At 57.3% G+C, this 16,528-nt stretch carries 15 protein-coding genes; 4 read left to right on the top strand and 11 right to left on the bottom strand.

Annotated features, from left to right (window positions below; all coding sequences use genetic code 11):
* Positions 1-14: 14 nt before the first annotated feature.
* The 11 genes from PLH32_08785 to PLH32_08735 form a co-directional block, all read right to left on the bottom strand.
* Positions 15-428 (bottom strand): response regulator, encoded by a 414-nt coding sequence (locus PLH32_08785; GenBank protein ID HQJ64695.1) that lies wholly within the window; start codon positions 426-428, stop codon positions 15-17.
* Between the two features lie 27 nt (positions 429-455).
* Positions 456-845, bottom strand: a complete 390-nt coding sequence (locus tag PLH32_08780) for a response regulator (protein HQJ64694.1) — start codon at positions 843-845, stop codon at positions 456-458.
* Entirely contained in the window at positions 842-2,893 is a 2,052-nt protein-coding gene (locus tag PLH32_08775) for a [Fe-Fe] hydrogenase large subunit C-terminal domain-containing protein (GenBank protein HQJ64693.1), read from the bottom strand. Before PLH32_08775 ends, PLH32_08780 begins: the two co-directional genes overlap by 4 nt.
* Positions 2,894-2,917: 24 nt before the next feature.
* The gene (locus PLH32_08770; protein ID HQJ64692.1) at positions 2,918-4,624 is read right to left on the bottom strand and encodes an NADH-dependent [FeFe] hydrogenase, group A6; all 1,707 of its coding nucleotides are present in this window, start codon (positions 4,622-4,624) and stop codon (positions 2,918-2,920) included.
* A gap of 20 nt (positions 4,625-4,644) precedes the next feature.
* Complete coding sequence (locus PLH32_08765; GenBank protein HQJ64691.1) at positions 4,645-6,639, bottom strand: NADH-quinone oxidoreductase subunit NuoF; 1,995 nt, start codon at positions 6,637-6,639, stop codon at positions 4,645-4,647.
* A gap of 7 nt (positions 6,640-6,646) precedes the next feature.
* On the bottom strand, positions 6,647-7,105 hold the full coding sequence (gene nuoE / locus PLH32_08760; protein ID HQJ64690.1) for an NADH-quinone oxidoreductase subunit NuoE: 459 nt from the start codon (positions 7,103-7,105) through the stop codon (positions 6,647-6,649).
* Between the two features lie 28 nt (positions 7,106-7,133).
* A complete protein-coding gene (locus PLH32_08755; protein HQJ64689.1) occupies positions 7,134-7,502 on the bottom strand; it encodes a hypothetical protein in 369 nt (122 codons plus the stop codon).
* A 267-nt stretch (positions 7,503-7,769) separates the two neighbouring features.
* Positions 7,770-9,137: a sigma-54 dependent transcriptional regulator gene (locus tag PLH32_08750; GenBank protein ID HQJ64688.1), complete on the bottom strand. Its 1,368-nt coding sequence runs from the start codon at positions 9,135-9,137 to the stop codon at positions 7,770-7,772.
* A gap of 4 nt (positions 9,138-9,141) precedes the next feature.
* Positions 9,142-10,170, bottom strand: coding sequence for a response regulator (locus PLH32_08745; protein HQJ64687.1), 1,029 nt, complete (start codon positions 10,168-10,170; stop codon positions 9,142-9,144).
* Between the two features lie 44 nt (positions 10,171-10,214).
* Positions 10,215-11,828 (bottom strand): FGGY-family carbohydrate kinase, encoded by a 1,614-nt coding sequence (locus PLH32_08740; GenBank protein ID HQJ64686.1) that lies wholly within the window; start codon positions 11,826-11,828, stop codon positions 10,215-10,217.
* 57 nt (positions 11,829-11,885) lie between these two features.
* Positions 11,886-13,595 (bottom strand): transglutaminase-like domain-containing protein, encoded by a 1,710-nt coding sequence (locus PLH32_08735; GenBank protein HQJ64685.1) that lies wholly within the window; start codon positions 13,593-13,595, stop codon positions 11,886-11,888.
* 578 nt (positions 13,596-14,173) lie between these two features.
* Between PLH32_08735 and PLH32_08730 the strand changes: the two genes are divergently transcribed.
* The 4 genes from PLH32_08730 to PLH32_08715 all read left to right on the top strand — a co-directional run.
* Entirely contained in the window at positions 14,174-14,782 is a 609-nt protein-coding gene (locus PLH32_08730) for a hypothetical protein (GenBank protein ID HQJ64684.1), read from the top strand.
* Positions 14,783-14,812: 30 nt separating this feature from the next.
* Positions 14,813-15,493, top strand: a complete 681-nt coding sequence (locus tag PLH32_08725) for a hypothetical protein (GenBank protein HQJ64683.1) — start codon at positions 14,813-14,815, stop codon at positions 15,491-15,493.
* Between the two features lie 14 nt (positions 15,494-15,507).
* Entirely contained in the window at positions 15,508-16,248 is a 741-nt protein-coding gene (locus PLH32_08720) for a 4Fe-4S dicluster domain-containing protein (GenBank protein ID HQJ64682.1), read from the top strand.
* A gap of 58 nt (positions 16,249-16,306) precedes the next feature.
* Positions 16,307-16,528 (top strand): Ni/Fe-hydrogenase cytochrome b subunit (locus PLH32_08715; GenBank protein ID HQJ64681.1); only part of this gene is annotated, 222 nt, incomplete at its 3' end.

The raw sequence follows: 16,528 nt of genomic DNA, 5'->3' as shown, positions 1-16,528 counted from the left end.
CCCTTGATTTGCATCTAGGGGTGTGGTTCCGCCGGGGTAGCGAAAAAGCGTTCCTTGATGAAAGCCAGCAACTCCCGCGCCGGAATCGGCTTATCGAGGTATTCGTCCGCTTGAATCCATTTGCGTTCCTCAGCAGTCTGGGTTGAGAAGCGGATGCCGGTTTCATGGCTGGCGGCGGTCATGATGACGACCGGGGTATGGGCGCCCTCAGGCGTACTCTTGATGCGGTGGCAGAGGACAAAGCCTGAATCGAAATGTTCCATCGCCAGATCGACCATCACCAGATCGGGAAGAAAGGTCCGGAATAGCTCAAGCCCCTCGGCTGCCGAATTGGCCGTTGCAACCTCAAAACCCGCTTTCTCAAGCACCGGCACATAGATTTGCAGCAAATCATAGTCGTCATCGACCATCATTATTTTCTTTTTCATAGCGGTATCATCTCTCTCTGATAAGTATTATTTGTCCTGCAGCAAGGCGCTGACCTTTTGCAACAGCACCTCTTTCTGCACCGGTTTTTCGATGAAACTGTCTACGGGGTTCCATTCGCTGTCCGGGCCGATGCGCAAATTGAAGGGATGTTCCCGATTGACTCCGGTCAGCATCAAAATGGGCGTATGGCGAATGGTCTCGTTCTTGCGGATCTGACGCGCTACCTCAAAACCCTCACCGACGCTGGACATCATGACATCGAGGATGACCAGATCGGGCTTCTCATCCAGGGCCATTTCCAGTCCTTCGGACCCGCTGTATGCGGTGCAGACGGTGTAGCCGGCCTTGGTGAGCAAAACCCGATTGAATTCAACGATATCGACATCATCATCGATGAGGAGGATTTTTTTACTCATTTTTCGCTCTCCTGCACGGATTGGAAATCGAAATTTACAGAATGGACCGTGTTCTGCACCGGCAATTCGATGTAGAACGCAGAGCCTCTACCGACCTCGCTTTTTACAGTAATGCTGCCCCGGTGCATCTTGATAATGCCATAAGCGATGGCCAATCCCAAGCCGGTGCCCTTACCGATCTGCTTGGTCGTGAAGAACGGCGTAAAAAGTTTGCCGATATTTTCAGGAGGGATGCCGACGCCGGTATCGGTAAAAACGATCTGGACATTTTGACGGTCCGGCGTTGCCGCAGCCTGGATGGTCAGTATTCCCCCGTCAGGCATCGCTTCGGCCGCATTCACCGCCAGATTGAGAAAGACCTGGTAAATCTGGTCCAGGTCCACCTCTATCATCGGCAGATCCTCATCCAGCTTGGTCACCACCTGCGTCATCCTAAAGAGCGGCTGATTGAAAGCCATGGCCACCAGTTTATCGAGAATCTCCTGCAGGGCCACCTTGCGCAGATTGAGCTTGCCCTGACGCGCGAAGTTGAGCAGCCCGGCGACGATCTTTTGGCAGCGTTTGGCCTCGTCCATAATGAAACGGAGATCCCTGGTTTTAGCTTCATCTTCCTTCAACTGCTGCATGAGAAGATGGGCGTAAAGCATGATAGAACCTAGAGGATTGTTTACCTCATGGGCGACGCCGGCCGCCAATTGGCCGATTGATGCCAGCTTTTCATGCTGGATGAGCTGCTCCTGGGCCTCCGCCAGATCGTGTAACGACTCCTGCAATTCCTTCTGGGTATGCTGCAGTTCCTCGATGACGAAGGGGAGGCACATTTCCTCCTCGGCCAGTCCCTGATAGACCGCCCGGGCATAGTCTCGGCACGAGGGATAGCCACAGGCGCCGCAGTTAAGTTCGTCGGAGGAGGTGGCCTTCTTGATCTCCTTGAGGATCAGCCGGATTTCATCCTCGCTCGGTTCGGCCACCTTGATGTCCCCGGGCTTGAAGGTGCGGCGGATGACCACATCCTGGAACTGTAGGATCGCCTTTTTCCACTCGGCATAATTGGTCTCCATCCTAAGCGAATCGGTATACGAGACGATTTTCTGTTTGCGCGTGAAAAAGTTGATCGAAGTATCCGTGAAGGGTCCGCTGATGCAGCCCTCGCAGAAGAGGATATCGACGAGGCTGGCCTTGACCTCCTGGTTCTTGAGGCTGTCGAGGAGATTGAGGACCCGCTGTTTGCCCTCGGTGACCACCACTTCGTTATTCATCAGGTCGAAGGGCAAGCCGGCGCTGCGCAGCAGGCCGCCGGAGACCGGATAGAGCCGTCCGAGATAGGCATAAGGCGGATCGAACGGCGCGGCCTCGGCTTGAGCGGGTTCGACACCGAGGCGGCGCCAAAGCTCCTTGAGCTCAGCAAAGGTGAGCACCTCATCAACCGCATCCGCCACCTCGGGATCGCACATTTCGACCTTTTTGGCAGTGCAAGGTCCAATGAAGACGGTCCTGATCCCTTGGCCATAGCAGCGTTTGACCACGCGTCCCATGGCGATCATCGGGCTGACCACAGGAGCCAGATTGAGAACCAGCTCCGGCACATACCGCTGGATCAGCTCATAGATCGCCGGGCAGGAGCTGGTGATCAGCGGGAGCGCAATCTCCTTGCCTTCTGCAGTCTTTTTGCTGTTGACCAGCCGGTAGTACTCCCGGTTGATCAAATCTGCACCGAAGGCTACCTCCACGACGCGTTCGAAGCCGCTTTGACGCAGAGCTCCAGTCAGCACCTCGCCGGGCAAGCCAGGCAGCCCTGCGGGAAAGGAGGGCGCGACCATGGCGGCCACCGCGTCTCCGTCGCCGAGAAAAGCCAGCACCCTCTCCACCCCGCTCCGCACGGCCTTGGCGCCTTGCGAGCAGACGCGCACGCAGTGACCGCAGCCCAGGCAACGTTCTTCGATTACCTTTGCTTGTCCCTTGACGACCATGATGGCTTTCGCCGGGCACTCCCGGATGCAGGAGTAGCACCGCTTGCAGCGTTCCTCAACGGTCCAGACGACGGACATACGTCCTGCCTTTCCGGTCCGGGCTCAGGACCGTTCAACGTAATGGGTATGCAGCAGTTCGTGGGCCTTGTGGCCATTGGGCTCGCCGAGGTACTCCTTGTAGAGTCGCATCACGCTTTCGTTATGATGCGAAGCTCGTTTCGGGAGCGTGCGGTCGATCGCATAGATGGCTTCCATGCGCTTGCGCACTTTTTCCGGATCGGAGTTGATGGGTTGTCCACCGCCGTTGATACAGCCATTGGGACAAGCCATCACTTCTATGAACTGATAGGTACTATCGCCGGAACGGATCTTGTCGAGGATCACGCCGATGTTCTTGAGGCCGCTCACCGCGGCGACCCGGATGGTGATGCCGGCAATATTGACCTCGCCCTCCTTGACACCCTGCAAGCCGCGAACCGGCGTGAATTCGACATTATCCATATCCTTGCCGGTGAGAAAATAATGCGCAGTACGCAGGGCCGCTTCCATGACGCCGCCGGCGGCGCCGAAGATGACCGCAGCGCCAGTGGATTCGCCCATGGGATCATCAAAATGCTCGTCATTGAGTTTGGTGAAATCGATACCGGCGTTCTTGATCATGCGCGCCAACTCGCGGGTAGTGAGCACCGCGTCGACATCGGCATAGACCTCTTTCAACTCGGGACGTTGCGCTTCGAATTTCTTGGCAATGCAGGGCATGATCGAAATGACGTAGATATCCTGGGGCGGGATGCCGGTCTTCTCTGCGTAGTAGGACTTGATCAGTGCTCCTTCCATCTCGTGCGGCGACTTGCACGAAGAGACGTGCGGCAGCAGATCGGGATAAAAGTGCTCGATGTATTTGACCCAACCGGGGCTGCACGAAGTGAGTAGGGGCAACGTGCCGCCGTTTTTGATGCGGTGCAGCAGTTCGGAGGCCTCCTCGATGATGGTCAGGTCGGCACCAAAGTTGGTGTCAAAAACTCGGTCGACACCGATACGCCGCAAGGCGGCGACTATTTTACCGGTCACAACACTGCCGGGTTCCATCCCGAATTCCTCGCCTAGGGCAACCCGGACCGCCGGCGCAATCTGCGCCACGACATGCTTTTTCGGGTTGTTGATGGCCTCCCAGGCAATCTTCTCATTACTTTTCTCGCGCAGGGCACCGACGGGACAGACCGTGATACATTGCCCGCAGAAGACGCAGGCGATCGCGTTCAAGCTGCCATCCATGGCCGGGGCCACCGCACTCTTGAAACCCCGGCGGACAAAATCGATGGCGCCGACATTCTGGACCTCGTGGCAAACGCGGACGCAGCGACCGCAGAGAATGCATTTCTCGGGATCGCGTTCGATTGAGGGGCTAGCTATATCGATCTTACCGCCCCGGATTTCACCGGCATAGCGCACATCGCGCACGCCATACTGTGCCGCCAGATCTTGCAGTTCGCAGTTGCCATTGCGCACGCAGGTCAAACAGTCCTGCGGATGGTTGGCGATTAGCAGTTCGACGATCGTTTTCCGCGCCCGGCGCACTTGCGGCGAGTTGGTCTGCACCACCATCCCTTCACTCATCGGGAAGGCGCAGGAGGGAATCAAATTGCGCTGGCCTTCCACCTCGACGACGCAAACGCGGCAGGCGCCGGTCGGCGAAAAGCCCTTCAGGTAGCAGAGGGTGGGAATCTGGATGCCTTCGCGCTCGGCAACCGTAAGGATGGTCTCGCCCGGATTGGCCCAGCACTCTTTATTGTTAATCGTTACCTTCATGGGGATCCTCTCGTGTGAAATTACTCTACAAAGATCGCATCGAATTTGCAATTGGCGCGGCACTGGTCGCAACGGATACACTTTTCGTCGATGATATAGTGCGCCTTTTGCTTTTCGCCGAGAATGGCATTCTGCGGGCACTTGCGGGCGCAGACCGTGCAGCCCGTGCATTTGTCCGTGTCAATATGATAGGTCAGCAACTCCCGGCACAAACCGGCCGGGCATTTACGGTCGTAGAGGTGCGCTTCGTATTCGTCGCGGAAGTAGCGCAGCGTACTCATCACGGGATTGGAGGCAGTCTGTCCCAGGCCGCAAAGCGAGGTATTCTGGATCACCTCGGAGAGTCGTTCCATATAGACCATGCCCTGAAAACGTTGCAGCGCTTCCTCAGGGCTCTTCTCGCTGCGATAGCTGGAGGTCAGCCGCTCGAGGATCTCGAGCAGCCGCTTAGTGCCCTCGCGGCAGGGGATACATTTGCCGCACGACTCGGACTGGATAAAGGTCATGAAGTACTTGGCCACGTCGACCATGCAGGTGGTTTCATCCATCACCACCAGGCCGCCGGAACCCATCATGGCGCCGACGGTTTTAAGGTTCTCATAATCGATCGGCGTATCGATGACCTGCTCCGGCAAGGCGCCGCCGGAGGGCCCGCCGATCTGGACGGCCTTGAACTTTTTGTTATTGGGGCAGCCGCCGCCAATATCAAAGATCACCTCGCGCAGCGAGACGCCCATCGGTACCTCGACCAGTCCGGTATTGGTGATCTTGCCCGAAAGAGCGAAGATCTTGGTGCCCTTGGAGCCGGTTGTGCCGATTTGTGCGAACTGGCCGGCGCCATCGCGCAGGACCAGGGGGACATTGGCGAAGGTTTCGACGTTATTGATGACCGTCGGCTTGCCGAAGAGGCCGGAGACCGCCGGGAACGGCGGCCGGGGCCGCGGCATGCCGCGTTTGCCTTCGATGGAGTGAAGCAGGGCGGTCTCTTCCCCGCAAACAAAAGCGCCGGCCCCCTTCTTGATCTTAAGATGGAACGAAAAGTCGCTGCCGAGGATATGGTCGCCAAGCAGCCCGTAGGCCTTGGCATCGGCGATGGTCTTCTCCAGGCGCTTGATTGCCAGCGGATATTCGGCGCGGCAATAAATATAACCCTCACTGGCGCCGATGGCATAAGCCCCGATCACCATGCCTTCGATCACGCGATGGGGATCACTCTCCATGACGGCGCGGTCCATAAAGGCGCCGGGATCGCCTTCATCTGCGTTGCAGACGATGTATTTCTGCTCAGCTTGCTGATTATGGGCGAATTCCCATTTCTTGCCGGTGGGGAAACCGCCACCACCACGTCCGCGCAGGCCGGAAGCGATCATCTCCTTCACAACGTCGGCGGAGGTCATCTTGTTGAGGGCCCGTGAGAGGCCGATATAGCCGCCGCGTGCGAGATATTGGTCAATGCTTTCGGGATCGATGACACCGCAGTTCGCGAGCACCAGCTTTTTCTGTTTGGCAAAAAAGGGCACCTCACTGAGGAGCGGCAGCACGCCCCAACCATTGCTGCCCTCGGCAGGATAGATGCCGAGCAGTTTTTCCCGGACCACGGTTTTTTCGACCAGAGTCTTCTGCAGCAGCTCAGGAACATCTTCGGGTTTCACCTGGCAGTAGCAGAGGCGGGGATACCCGGGCAGTTTGATGTCAACGATCACTTCTTTCGAACAATAGCCGACACAACCGGTCGGGATGACCCGAACCTTGAGATTGAGCTTTTCGAGTTCGGCCAGAATGGCAGCATGTACGCGGTTGGCGCCATTGGCCAGGCCACACGTGCCCATGCCGATGAGGATGACCGGCTCCTTGTGCTCCTCGAGCAGAATTTCCCGCTTGAAGGCGTCGAGGTGTTTCCGGGTTTCGGCGGATTGGTGGCACTTTTGACCATCGTTGATGCACTCGATAAAGTGCGCACAGGGTTTATCAGCACTATGCCAGCAATTGGCAAAGATTTTTGCATATGAATTCATATCCGCCTCATTCCTTGTTGTTTTTCATTGCAGCGATCAGCTTCTGCACGGCTTTGACGGTGAGGCCGCCATGGAACTCATCGTCGATGGTGATCACCGGGGCAATGCTGCAAGCGCCAATGCAGGCGACGGTCTCGATAGAGAACTGCAGATCCTTGGTGGTGCCGCCAGCCTTAATGCCCAGTTCATTCTCCAGCGTGGTGAGGATATCGAACGATCCCTTGACGTGACAGGCTGTACCACGGCAGACGCGGATCACATGTTTGCCCAACGGGCGCAGTCGGAACTGATTATAGAAAGTCGCCACGCCGAAGACGCGGCTTACAGGAAGACGGGTATGCGCAGCGACATGATGCAGTTCGTCTTCAGAGAGATACCCGCAGATTTCCTGAATATCCTGCAAAATCGGGATCAGGATCGAGGGATCGTTCTTCGGATATTTCTGGTACACCTCTTGGAGTTCCATGATTTCCTCTCTTTGTGGATACCGATGATTACCTGGAATCACTGCCACGCCCGGAAATGCCGAGTGCAGCTGCCATGGCCAGTTGAAGGTCCTTCATGCCCAATGAATCAACATGATAATAAAAAACCTGTTCCTTGCGGACCTTGCCCTCAAGGGCGCGGCTATTTTCTTCGGTGCGTACGATAATGCGCGCCGCGGGATCGCACCCCTTGAGCAGGCGGATGGCCTGGTCGATTTTCAGTCCATGGGTCCGGGCATCGAGCACAATCAGATCGAAATGCTGCCCCTGAGCCTGCTCCAGCGCCTGGAGGGGATCATCGAGCAGCAGAGTCGTAACGGCATGTGCACTGAGAAATCGTGCCACCTCCTGCGTCACGCTCTTTTGCGGATTTGCCACGATTAGACAAGTCATCGAATTAGGCCAGAATGGAGTACGTTTTCTATTTCCTGTTCAAAAAACGTGCCATTTCCCGGTGGGGTGATGGTTGCTGTAATATCCTGTTATTATATTAAATAAAATCGTCCTGTCGAAGTGAACCGGATTTTATCTATCATTTTTGAGAGATTGTATTGTGGCGAAATTCCACAAACCTATGTCTCGGTTCAGAAAACGGTCAGGGTACGGGCTGAATGCCGCGGGATACTTGAGGCGGACGGTGCGAAATCAGGAGGCGGAAAGGTCGTAGCGGCGAATTTTTTCGTAAAGGGTCTTGCGGTCAATGCCTAGCAACCGGGCGGCATGGCTGATGTTGCCCCTACAGCGCTCAAGGGTCTTGCGGATGTGGTCTTTTTCCACATCGACGAGCGACCGGGGCTCCGTCGGACCAGCCGGCTCCTGCTGTCCAGGAAAACTACGCAGATGCGGTGGCAGGCTGTGTAAGCGGAGCTCGGTGCCCGCCTCGATCACTGCGGCGCGTTCGATAACGTTTTCCAATTCGCGGATGTTGCCCGGCCACGGGTATCGCCTAAAGAGGTCGAGCACCTCAGGAGATATCTTTTCAATAGGATTTTGCTGTCGTCGCTTATTATGTTTTTGGATGAAATGATCGAGTAAAATATCTATATCTTGGACTCTTTCGCGTAATGGAGGCAGCCGGATTGGAATAACGCTCAAGCGGTAGTATAGGTCCTCGCGGAATTCTCCCGCCGCGACAGCGGCGCGCAGATCGCGGTTGGTGGCGGCGATCACCCGGACATCCACGGGGATGGTCTGGGTGGAACCGATGCGGCGAATCTCCTTCTCCTGAATCGCCCGCAGGACCTTGGCCTGAACGTTCAGGGAGATGTTGCCGATCTCATCGAAAAAGAAGGTGCCTCCGTGCGCCAACTCCAGGGCGCCATGTTTGGTCGCCGTCGCGCCGGTAAAAGAGCCTTTGACATGGCCGAACAATTCGCTTTCAAAAAGCGACTCGACCAGCGAACCGCAATCCATGGCATAAAAGGGCTTGTTCTTGCGGTTGCTGAGGGCGTGAATGGCACGCGCGATCATCTCCTTGCCCGTTCCACTCTCCCCTTCGATCAGGACTGTGCTATCGGTGGGCGCGACCTTGCGCACCAGGGCAAAGAGTTCCTGCATGGCTTCCACCCTGCCGATGATACGGATCGACTTGCCCTGGAGGGTAAAATCCAGTTCTCCGGCCGGCTGCGAAGCCGGTGGCGCATGCCTCCGCGCCAGCCGGCTGACAATTTCGAGGAGTTGCTCCGCTTCAAAGGGCTTGGAGATATAGTCGCGTGCACCGTTCTTCATCGCCTCGACCGCCATCTCAATGCTGGCATACCCGGTCATCATCACAACATCGGTGGTGGGGCTGCTTTCCTGCATCCGGCGGATAAACTCGATACCGGTCATGCCCGGCATCCGGAAATCGACGAAGACAATGCCAAAAGCGCCTGAGGCCGCCTTTTGCAATCCCTCCTCCGCATCGGCGGCCGTTGCTACCTCATAGCCTGCCATCTCCAACAGCCTCCTGCAGCCCTCCCGGAGCAGATCCTCATCATCGATGATGAGGATTTTTAACGTCTCCGCCTTCATGCAGTTACTTCGGTTCCATTGCAGGAGGCAAATCGATGACGATCTGGTTTTCTGCAAATTGCAGGCCGGCACCCATCTGCTGCAGCAGCAGCCGGGCCATCTCCGCAGCGCGGCCGGCGTTGTCTGTAGCCCTCACCTCTCCCGTAATCCGGGCTCGATCTGCTGCACTCCATCCGCCGGCGGCGAGCAACTGCAAACGTGGTCGCCTGGATCCTGCGACGGCCCGGAGCGCCCGGATCTCGGGGGTGGGCCGGTCGTCTGTAGTCAGGGCGGAGATCAGCAGGTGCAGTGCCAGTACACAGGGCACGAAAGGTGCGGCGGTCTGCAGCGCGAGCGCGCCCGAGCCGGTTGTCCGCGATTGCGCGGTGCCTCTCTCCCGTTCAGCCAACGCTAGCGTGGTATCGGCGATGCGATTCAGATCACTGTTCACGACCGCCAGGGCAGGCCGGGCGATCTCGAGTGCGTGGTCGATCAATGGATGCTGCAGGGCTTCACCCGCATGCCCGCCTTCCAGTTCAGGCCGGGCGCCTGGAACCCAGGCCGCACCGGCGAGGACGGCTGTTACCGCGCCGAGTGTCAGGAAGGGCGTAGTCTCCCGTGCAAACTGCTGCAGCAAATCCTGGCGGGCAATCAATCCCTGCTGCCGGGCATGCAGGTGCCGGGATTCCATGAGATTGCGAATCGCCTGGGAGAGTTTTTCCGGCGGAAAGGGTTTGATGACGTAATCATGGGCGCCGGAACTGATGCACAACACGGCATCCTCGATGCTGGCAAAGGCGGTCATCATGATCACCGCCATCTCCGGGTAGTCACGACGCGTTTGTTTGAGCAGGGAAATGCCATCCATGCCGGGCATCCGGATATCGAAGACCCCGACATCGAAGGACTCGAATTTGCAGAGCTGAAGCGCCTTTTCGCCGTTCTCCGCCGCAAAGACTCGATACCCTTCCATCTCCAGCCATTGCTGCAGCGAATCACGGATGATGGCCTCATCATCGACGATCAGCACGGTGCCGGTGCGCGGCTGAGCCATATCTTCCATTGCTCCGAGAAAGAATTGAGGTGACCAAGTGGCGGTTAGGAGGCGGACTCACCCCACGCCGGGCTCTTGGGTCCGCTTGCGCCGTTCATACGGGCATACCATTTTTTGTTTTGCTGATAAAGCCGCTTGAATTCGTTGAAGAGCTGGTCGTACAGCAACCGATGGGCGGGATCGGGCTCATAGCTCTGGCGGATCACCACATGGTCGGCGATCGACTCAAAATCGCTGATGTGCCCTAGGGCCAGGCTGGCCAGCAGGGCGACGCCCCGGGCATTGGCTTGCTGGGGATCGGCAACCTGGCGGATGCGCCGGTTGGTGATGTCGGCGATGATCTGGCACCAGATATCGCTTTTAGCGCCGCCGCCGATGATGTGGAGTTCCGTGACCGGCTGGTAGAGCTTTTCCAGAACCTCCAGGGCCCAGCGCAGGTTGAAGGCGATGCCTTCGAGCACGGCGCGGATGATATGTTCGCGACCGTGCTGCAAGTTGAGGTTGAAAAGACCGGCGCGGACGTTATGGTCATCAATCGGGCAGCGCTCGCCGAACATCCAGGGTGTGAAGATCAGCCCCGCCGCGCCGGGCGGGGCCTGCATCGCCAGATGATCGAGAAGCTGGAATACATCGGAAAAAAGCGTCTCCTCCGCAAGCCGCTGCTTATGGTAGAGGATGCGGTTGGCGAGCCATTCGAGGCAGATGCCGATGGTCTCCTGATGGGCCAGAGCCAGATAGTATTTTTCCGGGAAGGTGCTGCCGACGCAGCCGGCATAATGGGCGATATCGATTTTACGCTTGCTGAAATGGCCGGAGATGCCGCCGCTGGTGCCAAGACGGATATTGAGGGCGCCCTCCTTGATCGCGCCAGAGCCGACAGCCGCGGCCGGGATATCCCCCGAGCCATTGATGACCGGGATGCCGGCCGGAAGGCCCATGTGATCCGCCGCTGCCGCCTGCAGGGGGCCGATAATCGCCGAACTCGGATAGACCGGCGGCAGCTGATCCGGCGTGATACCGGCGAGACGGCAGAGTTTTTCATCCCAGAGGTTGCGGTTCTTCCGGGTATCCAGAAGCCACCAGACGGACGCCATGTCGACCGATTTCGACCACCGGCCGGTGAGATGATAGATGACGAAATCCTTGACATCGAGAAATTTGTCGACCCGGGCGAAGAGTTCCGGCCGGTTGCGTTGGATCCAGAGGATTTTGGCGATGGGGTCCTTGCCGGTATGGCCGGGTGCACCGCCTGTAATCCGCAGAAACTGCAGCAGACGCAAGGGATGATAGCCCTGGATGCGCGGCCGGGGATAGAGGGTATCGTAAAGGACCTCCATACCGCGCGTATCGAGCCAGGAGATCGCAGGCATCACCGGCTCGCCCTGGGCATCCACCGCCACAAGAGTTTGCATCTGGCAGGTGAAGGTGATGCCGGCCACCTGCTCGGCCTTAATACCGGACTTTTCGAGAGCCTTGCGGGAGGTGGTATACACCGCATGCAGCCAGTCAAAGGGGTCCTGTTCGGCGTATTTGGGGCGCGGATAATGGACGGCGTAGTCCTGGCGGGCCTCCGCGATCAAACGTCCCTGCAGCGTGAACAGTACGGCTTTATTGGAGCTGGTCCCGAGATCGTGCGTCAGAATATACTTTTGAGCCATTCCCTCTTCCCGTTAGCGGCCATATCGTTGCCCAGCGGAAGCCGCGCATGATTCGCGTTACTCCCCGGTCATGCCGATGATGCGATAATTGAACTCGTAGGCGAGGCTGCGGCTCCAGGTCTCGTCGAAGAGGGTTTTGTAGCGCGTGCCATCCTCGGGGCCGACTGGTTTGCCATAAGAGAAGAACCAGTTGATGATCGGACTGCCGGTGAACCCGAGGGCCATCCAGTAGCGGCCGGGCGGCAGAAGCAGACCGGGGGTGCCAAAGTCAAAATCAACCCAGTCATACCCGGATGTATATTTCATCTGATCGACCGCGAGGTACTGGCTGGTCGTCAGGTAGGCGCCGGGTTTACCCGATCCGTCATCCTTATAGATTTCAACCCAGAGCTGTCCGGTGCCGCCAAATTTGTGGAGGGCGAGTCCAATCTTGTTCAGTTTGAGCGATTGGGCGATGAGGAAGGTCTGGGCATACTGCTGGCCCTGGGTGGTGACATACTCAGCCGTCTCGACTAGAAAGTTTTTACGCATCTCCATCTGGCCGTCATCGGTTTGCTGCGCTGGTCCCCGCGCGGCGAGAAAATCGGTGTTTCGTGGGAAATCGGTGTTGCCCTGGCTGTAGGGCTGGCTATAGGCATAACGGCGCATGGTCTGCTGGGAGGCCGGCGGTGCGGGCGGCGGGGGCGGTGTGGCCGGCCTAGCGGACACCGGGGTGAAACGCGCTTCCACCGGCGGGAAGAAGAGCAGTCTTTGCGGACCGTAGTTCTGCTTCTCCGCCCGCAGATTGACACGATCGGCCGCAAGGGTGTAGCCGATGTTCTCCTCAAATTGCGGTCTGCCCTGGGCGCCCGCCGACTGGGACCAGCGGATGAGACCGTCATTGCAGGTCTCCTCGTTGTCCAGTCCCACCTCAACCCGAATGAAGCGGTTGCTGACATAGAGGGCGGTCTGTTGTGGATCGAAAGGCACCCAGCCCAGGTCAGGGAACCATACCTCAATCCAGGAGTGCCGGCCTTGCGCCATGCGCAGGGTCAGGGTTCCGCCTGGCAGCTCGACGTCATAGGGTTCTTTCAGCGTGATGCCGTTGACAATACGGCAGGGGATGCCGACGGCGCGCATCAACGCAGCGCTGATATGGGAATAGTTCTGGCAGTTGCCCTTGCCCGTGCGCAGCGAATAGAGGGCGTCATAGCTCTCCGGGACCAGAACATAGCGGAGATGATCGACCACCCAGGCGAGAATCCGCTGTATGGCATCGAATTCGGTCTTGCTCGAGGCGGTGAGTTGTGCTGCGAGGCGAATGATTTCGTCGTTCCGGGCGGGCACCTGATTGGTGGCGGCGAGATAAACCTCCTCGACGGGGCTGAGATTGGCGAGCGGGAACGGGGCGTCGGTGCGTAATGGCTTCAGTCCAGTGCTGTTGCTCGCCGTGAACTGCATGACCGACTCAACCATGGCTTGCGGGCGATTCCAGATAGCCCGTACGATCCGGTTGCCGCGCTCATCGGTTTTTTCCTCACGGCTGGAGGGTTCGATCGAAAAGGTGAGGCGAAAGGTGCTGATGTTTTGACGATAGGTTGGTGAAGCGAATCCTTCGGGGATGACATAACTCAGAACCAGCTTCTGGGTGCCGGGCGCGGGTTCGACTTTTTGCACCATCTGGTAGCTGATTTGGGATTCCTGCCCGCCATTTATCAAATAATTTTCCGCTCTGACGGCTGTGAGGCAGCCCAGAAGCAAGCTGAGTGTGATGCCTGTGCGTCTCATACTCCCACCTCTCGCATTGCGACGTGTCGTCGCAGGCCAAGCTGCCCAGCAGAAAAGAAATATCCGCCAGCGACGGAAAACCCCTGCATAGTATTCCAATATAGGAATATGCACTTATTTTGTCAACAGTAATTAGCGTAAAGAAGGATGCCCTACGAAATCTGATTCGCGACCTCTTTGCCCGACGCGAACGTCCGGGTAGAAGCCGACTTGGGGGATGCGGGTAGCGCAGCGCTGTGCGATCAGCAGGGTCTCACGCCACTTTGTTGACAAAAACAACATTTGATCGTATTACACCGCCTACAATTGATTATTTATTAATCATCCGCATCAAATTGAATTAACTTGAATTAACAAGACTTTGATGGTTTATATCAATCTGATATGTTGTAAATATAATCATCGACACATTCCATCAGTGTTCATTTAATATGCATGCTCGATTAATATTACTCATTGATAATTAAAATATTAAGTCATATGAATTACGCTTCTATCTATTTTGGCATGACCTTTGCTGTGAGCCGACGTGACGAGTAATTCGACATCAAAGTAAATTGCAATAAAGGAGGCATATCATGGTAGTCCTTCTCATGCTGGTTATGGTCCTGATCTTCGTCGGCATCAGTTATCTGCGCGAGCGAGCCGCCCGGCGGCAGATGACGGCAGCGGCCAGTTCCTTCCAGAAAATGGCAAAAAAGACACCCTATTATCTGCACCCGAGCCACAGTTTTGCGCGGGTTATTTCTGACGAGATGGTCGAGGTCGGCATGGATGATTTCTCGCGTCATGCATTCGGCTACCTGGATGAAATTATGTTGCCGGAAAAGGGAACCGTTGTGCATCAGGGTGATGTTGCCTGGCAAGCACGGGTGGGAGGCCGCCTGGTGGCACAGCGGATTCCTGTGGATGGTGTCGTTCTGGAAGCCCGGGAGAAGAGCGGCAGCGATTGGCTGCTGCGGATCAAGCCTGCGCATCTGGCGGACAACCTCGCTAATCTAATGCAGGGGGCTTCGGTCGGACAGTGGCTCAAGACCGTGCGCGCCAAGTTTTTGCTCGAGCATGCCGGCGCTCTGCTACCGGCCATGCAGGATGGCGGCGAGTTGGTCGATGGCTTCGCCCGTCACCTGACCGATGCTCAATGGCGTGACTTTTGCGTTGAATTTTTCAACTACGAAACCCGATAAGCCATCACCTATAAAACCAAGGAACAGACCATGACCGTTTTATTACTCCTCGCCCTCGCCCTGGCTTTCATCCTGGCCGATTATCTGGTGCAGCTTCGCCAGGCCAAATCCTTCGCGCCTGCCACGACGGCTGTGCGTCGGCCCGTTTTTCACAGCATCGAGGAATTGCTGCCCCGCGGTGTTTTCGCTGCCTCCGGTCAGCTCTGGAGTTCCCTCCTCCCCAACGGCGAGATTCGTCTCGGCGTCAGCCGCCTGATGCTCTCGGCCCTGCACTCGATCGATGCGGTCTCGCTGCCGCAACCAGGGCAGCGGGTGAAGAAGGGCGAGCCGATCCTCTCGCTGCAGTTGGGGAAACGCACCCTCACCCTGCGCGCCCCGATGGCCGGCACGGTGACGACGATCAACAGGGCCCTCAAGGAAGACCCGCAGGGTCTTTACCACGACATCAACCGGGCCTGGGCCCTGGCGCTGCAGCCGGATAACCTGAGCGAATCGGTCAAAGGTATGCGCATCGGGGAAGAGGCTTATCAGTGGCTGCGCTCCGAAATGGCGCGGTTGCGTGACTTTATCGCCCTAGCTGTACCGCAGCAAGCGCTCGCCCCGGCGATGCAAGATGGTGGCCTGCCAGCTCAAGGCGCCTTACAGGCGCTGGATGATGCCAACTGGAGCAAATTTGTAGAGGAATTTCTGGACAGGCCCACTCAAAACTAAGATGGAGGAAGCGGATGAAAGCCGCTATTCTGACGGACTTGACCCAGTGCGTAGGCTGTGAAGCCTGCGCATTGGCATGTAAAGAGATCAACGGACTTCCCCGGACGTCCGCCAATAATCTGCTGACGGCCTATACCTGGAGTGCCGTGGAGAACCGCAAGGGCGTCAATATCCGCCGCCAGTGCATGCATTGTGAGGAGGCGGCCTGCGTCTCTGCATGCCCGGTTGGTGCCTTGACCAAGACTCCTGAGGGTGCGGTGATCTACGACGGCCACAAGTGTATGGGTTGCCGCTACTGCATGATCGCTTGTCCCTTCGGCATTCCCAAATACCAGTGGGACAAACCGATTCCCGTCATCGAAAAATGCATTTTCTGCTATGAAAAGGCCCTCAAGAAGGGGGATCAGCCGGCTTGTACCCGGGCGTGTCCGACCGGCGCGACTCTTTTTGGCGAGCGCTCCGCACTGATCGCCGAAGCGCAACGCAGGATGGAAGCACAGCCGGATCGCTACATCCCGCATCTTTACGGCTTGCGCGAGGCGGGTGGCACCTCGGTCCTTTATCTTTCGGCGGTGCCCTTCGCAGACCTCGGTTTTCCCGCCAATATGATCCAGGATCCATATCCCAAACTGACCTGGAAGGTCCTTAACAAGATCCCCAGTATCGTGACGACCGGTACCGCTTTACTCGCCGGCATTTGGTGGATTGTAAACCGGCGCATCGAGTTGCAGGATTCGCCCGAAGAACGGGTTTGACCCCTGCGGCCGATACCGCCAATCAACGATCGTCTCCCGTCACTTTGCTGAGGTGCTTATGAAAATAAAACTTCCCAAACCGACCTTCTGGACCTTCGTCCTCGCTGCCATCTGGGCGGGGGGACTCTATGCTACCTTTCACCGTTTTTACTATGGATTGGGGGCCACCACCCATCTTTCCGATCAATTTCCCTGGGGCATCTGGATCGGATTCGATATTCTGGTTGGTGTCGGTCTGGCCGCCGGCGGATTTGCCATAGCCGCGACGGTTTATATTTTT

It is taken from the genome of bacterium, from assembly GCA_035419245.1.
In the GTDB taxonomy this organism is placed as follows: Bacteria; Zhuqueibacterota; Zhuqueibacteria; order Residuimicrobiales; family Residuimicrobiaceae; genus JAKPUX01.
Note: the sequence above shows the minus strand (reverse complement) of the source record. Positions and strands in the feature narration are given on the sequence as shown.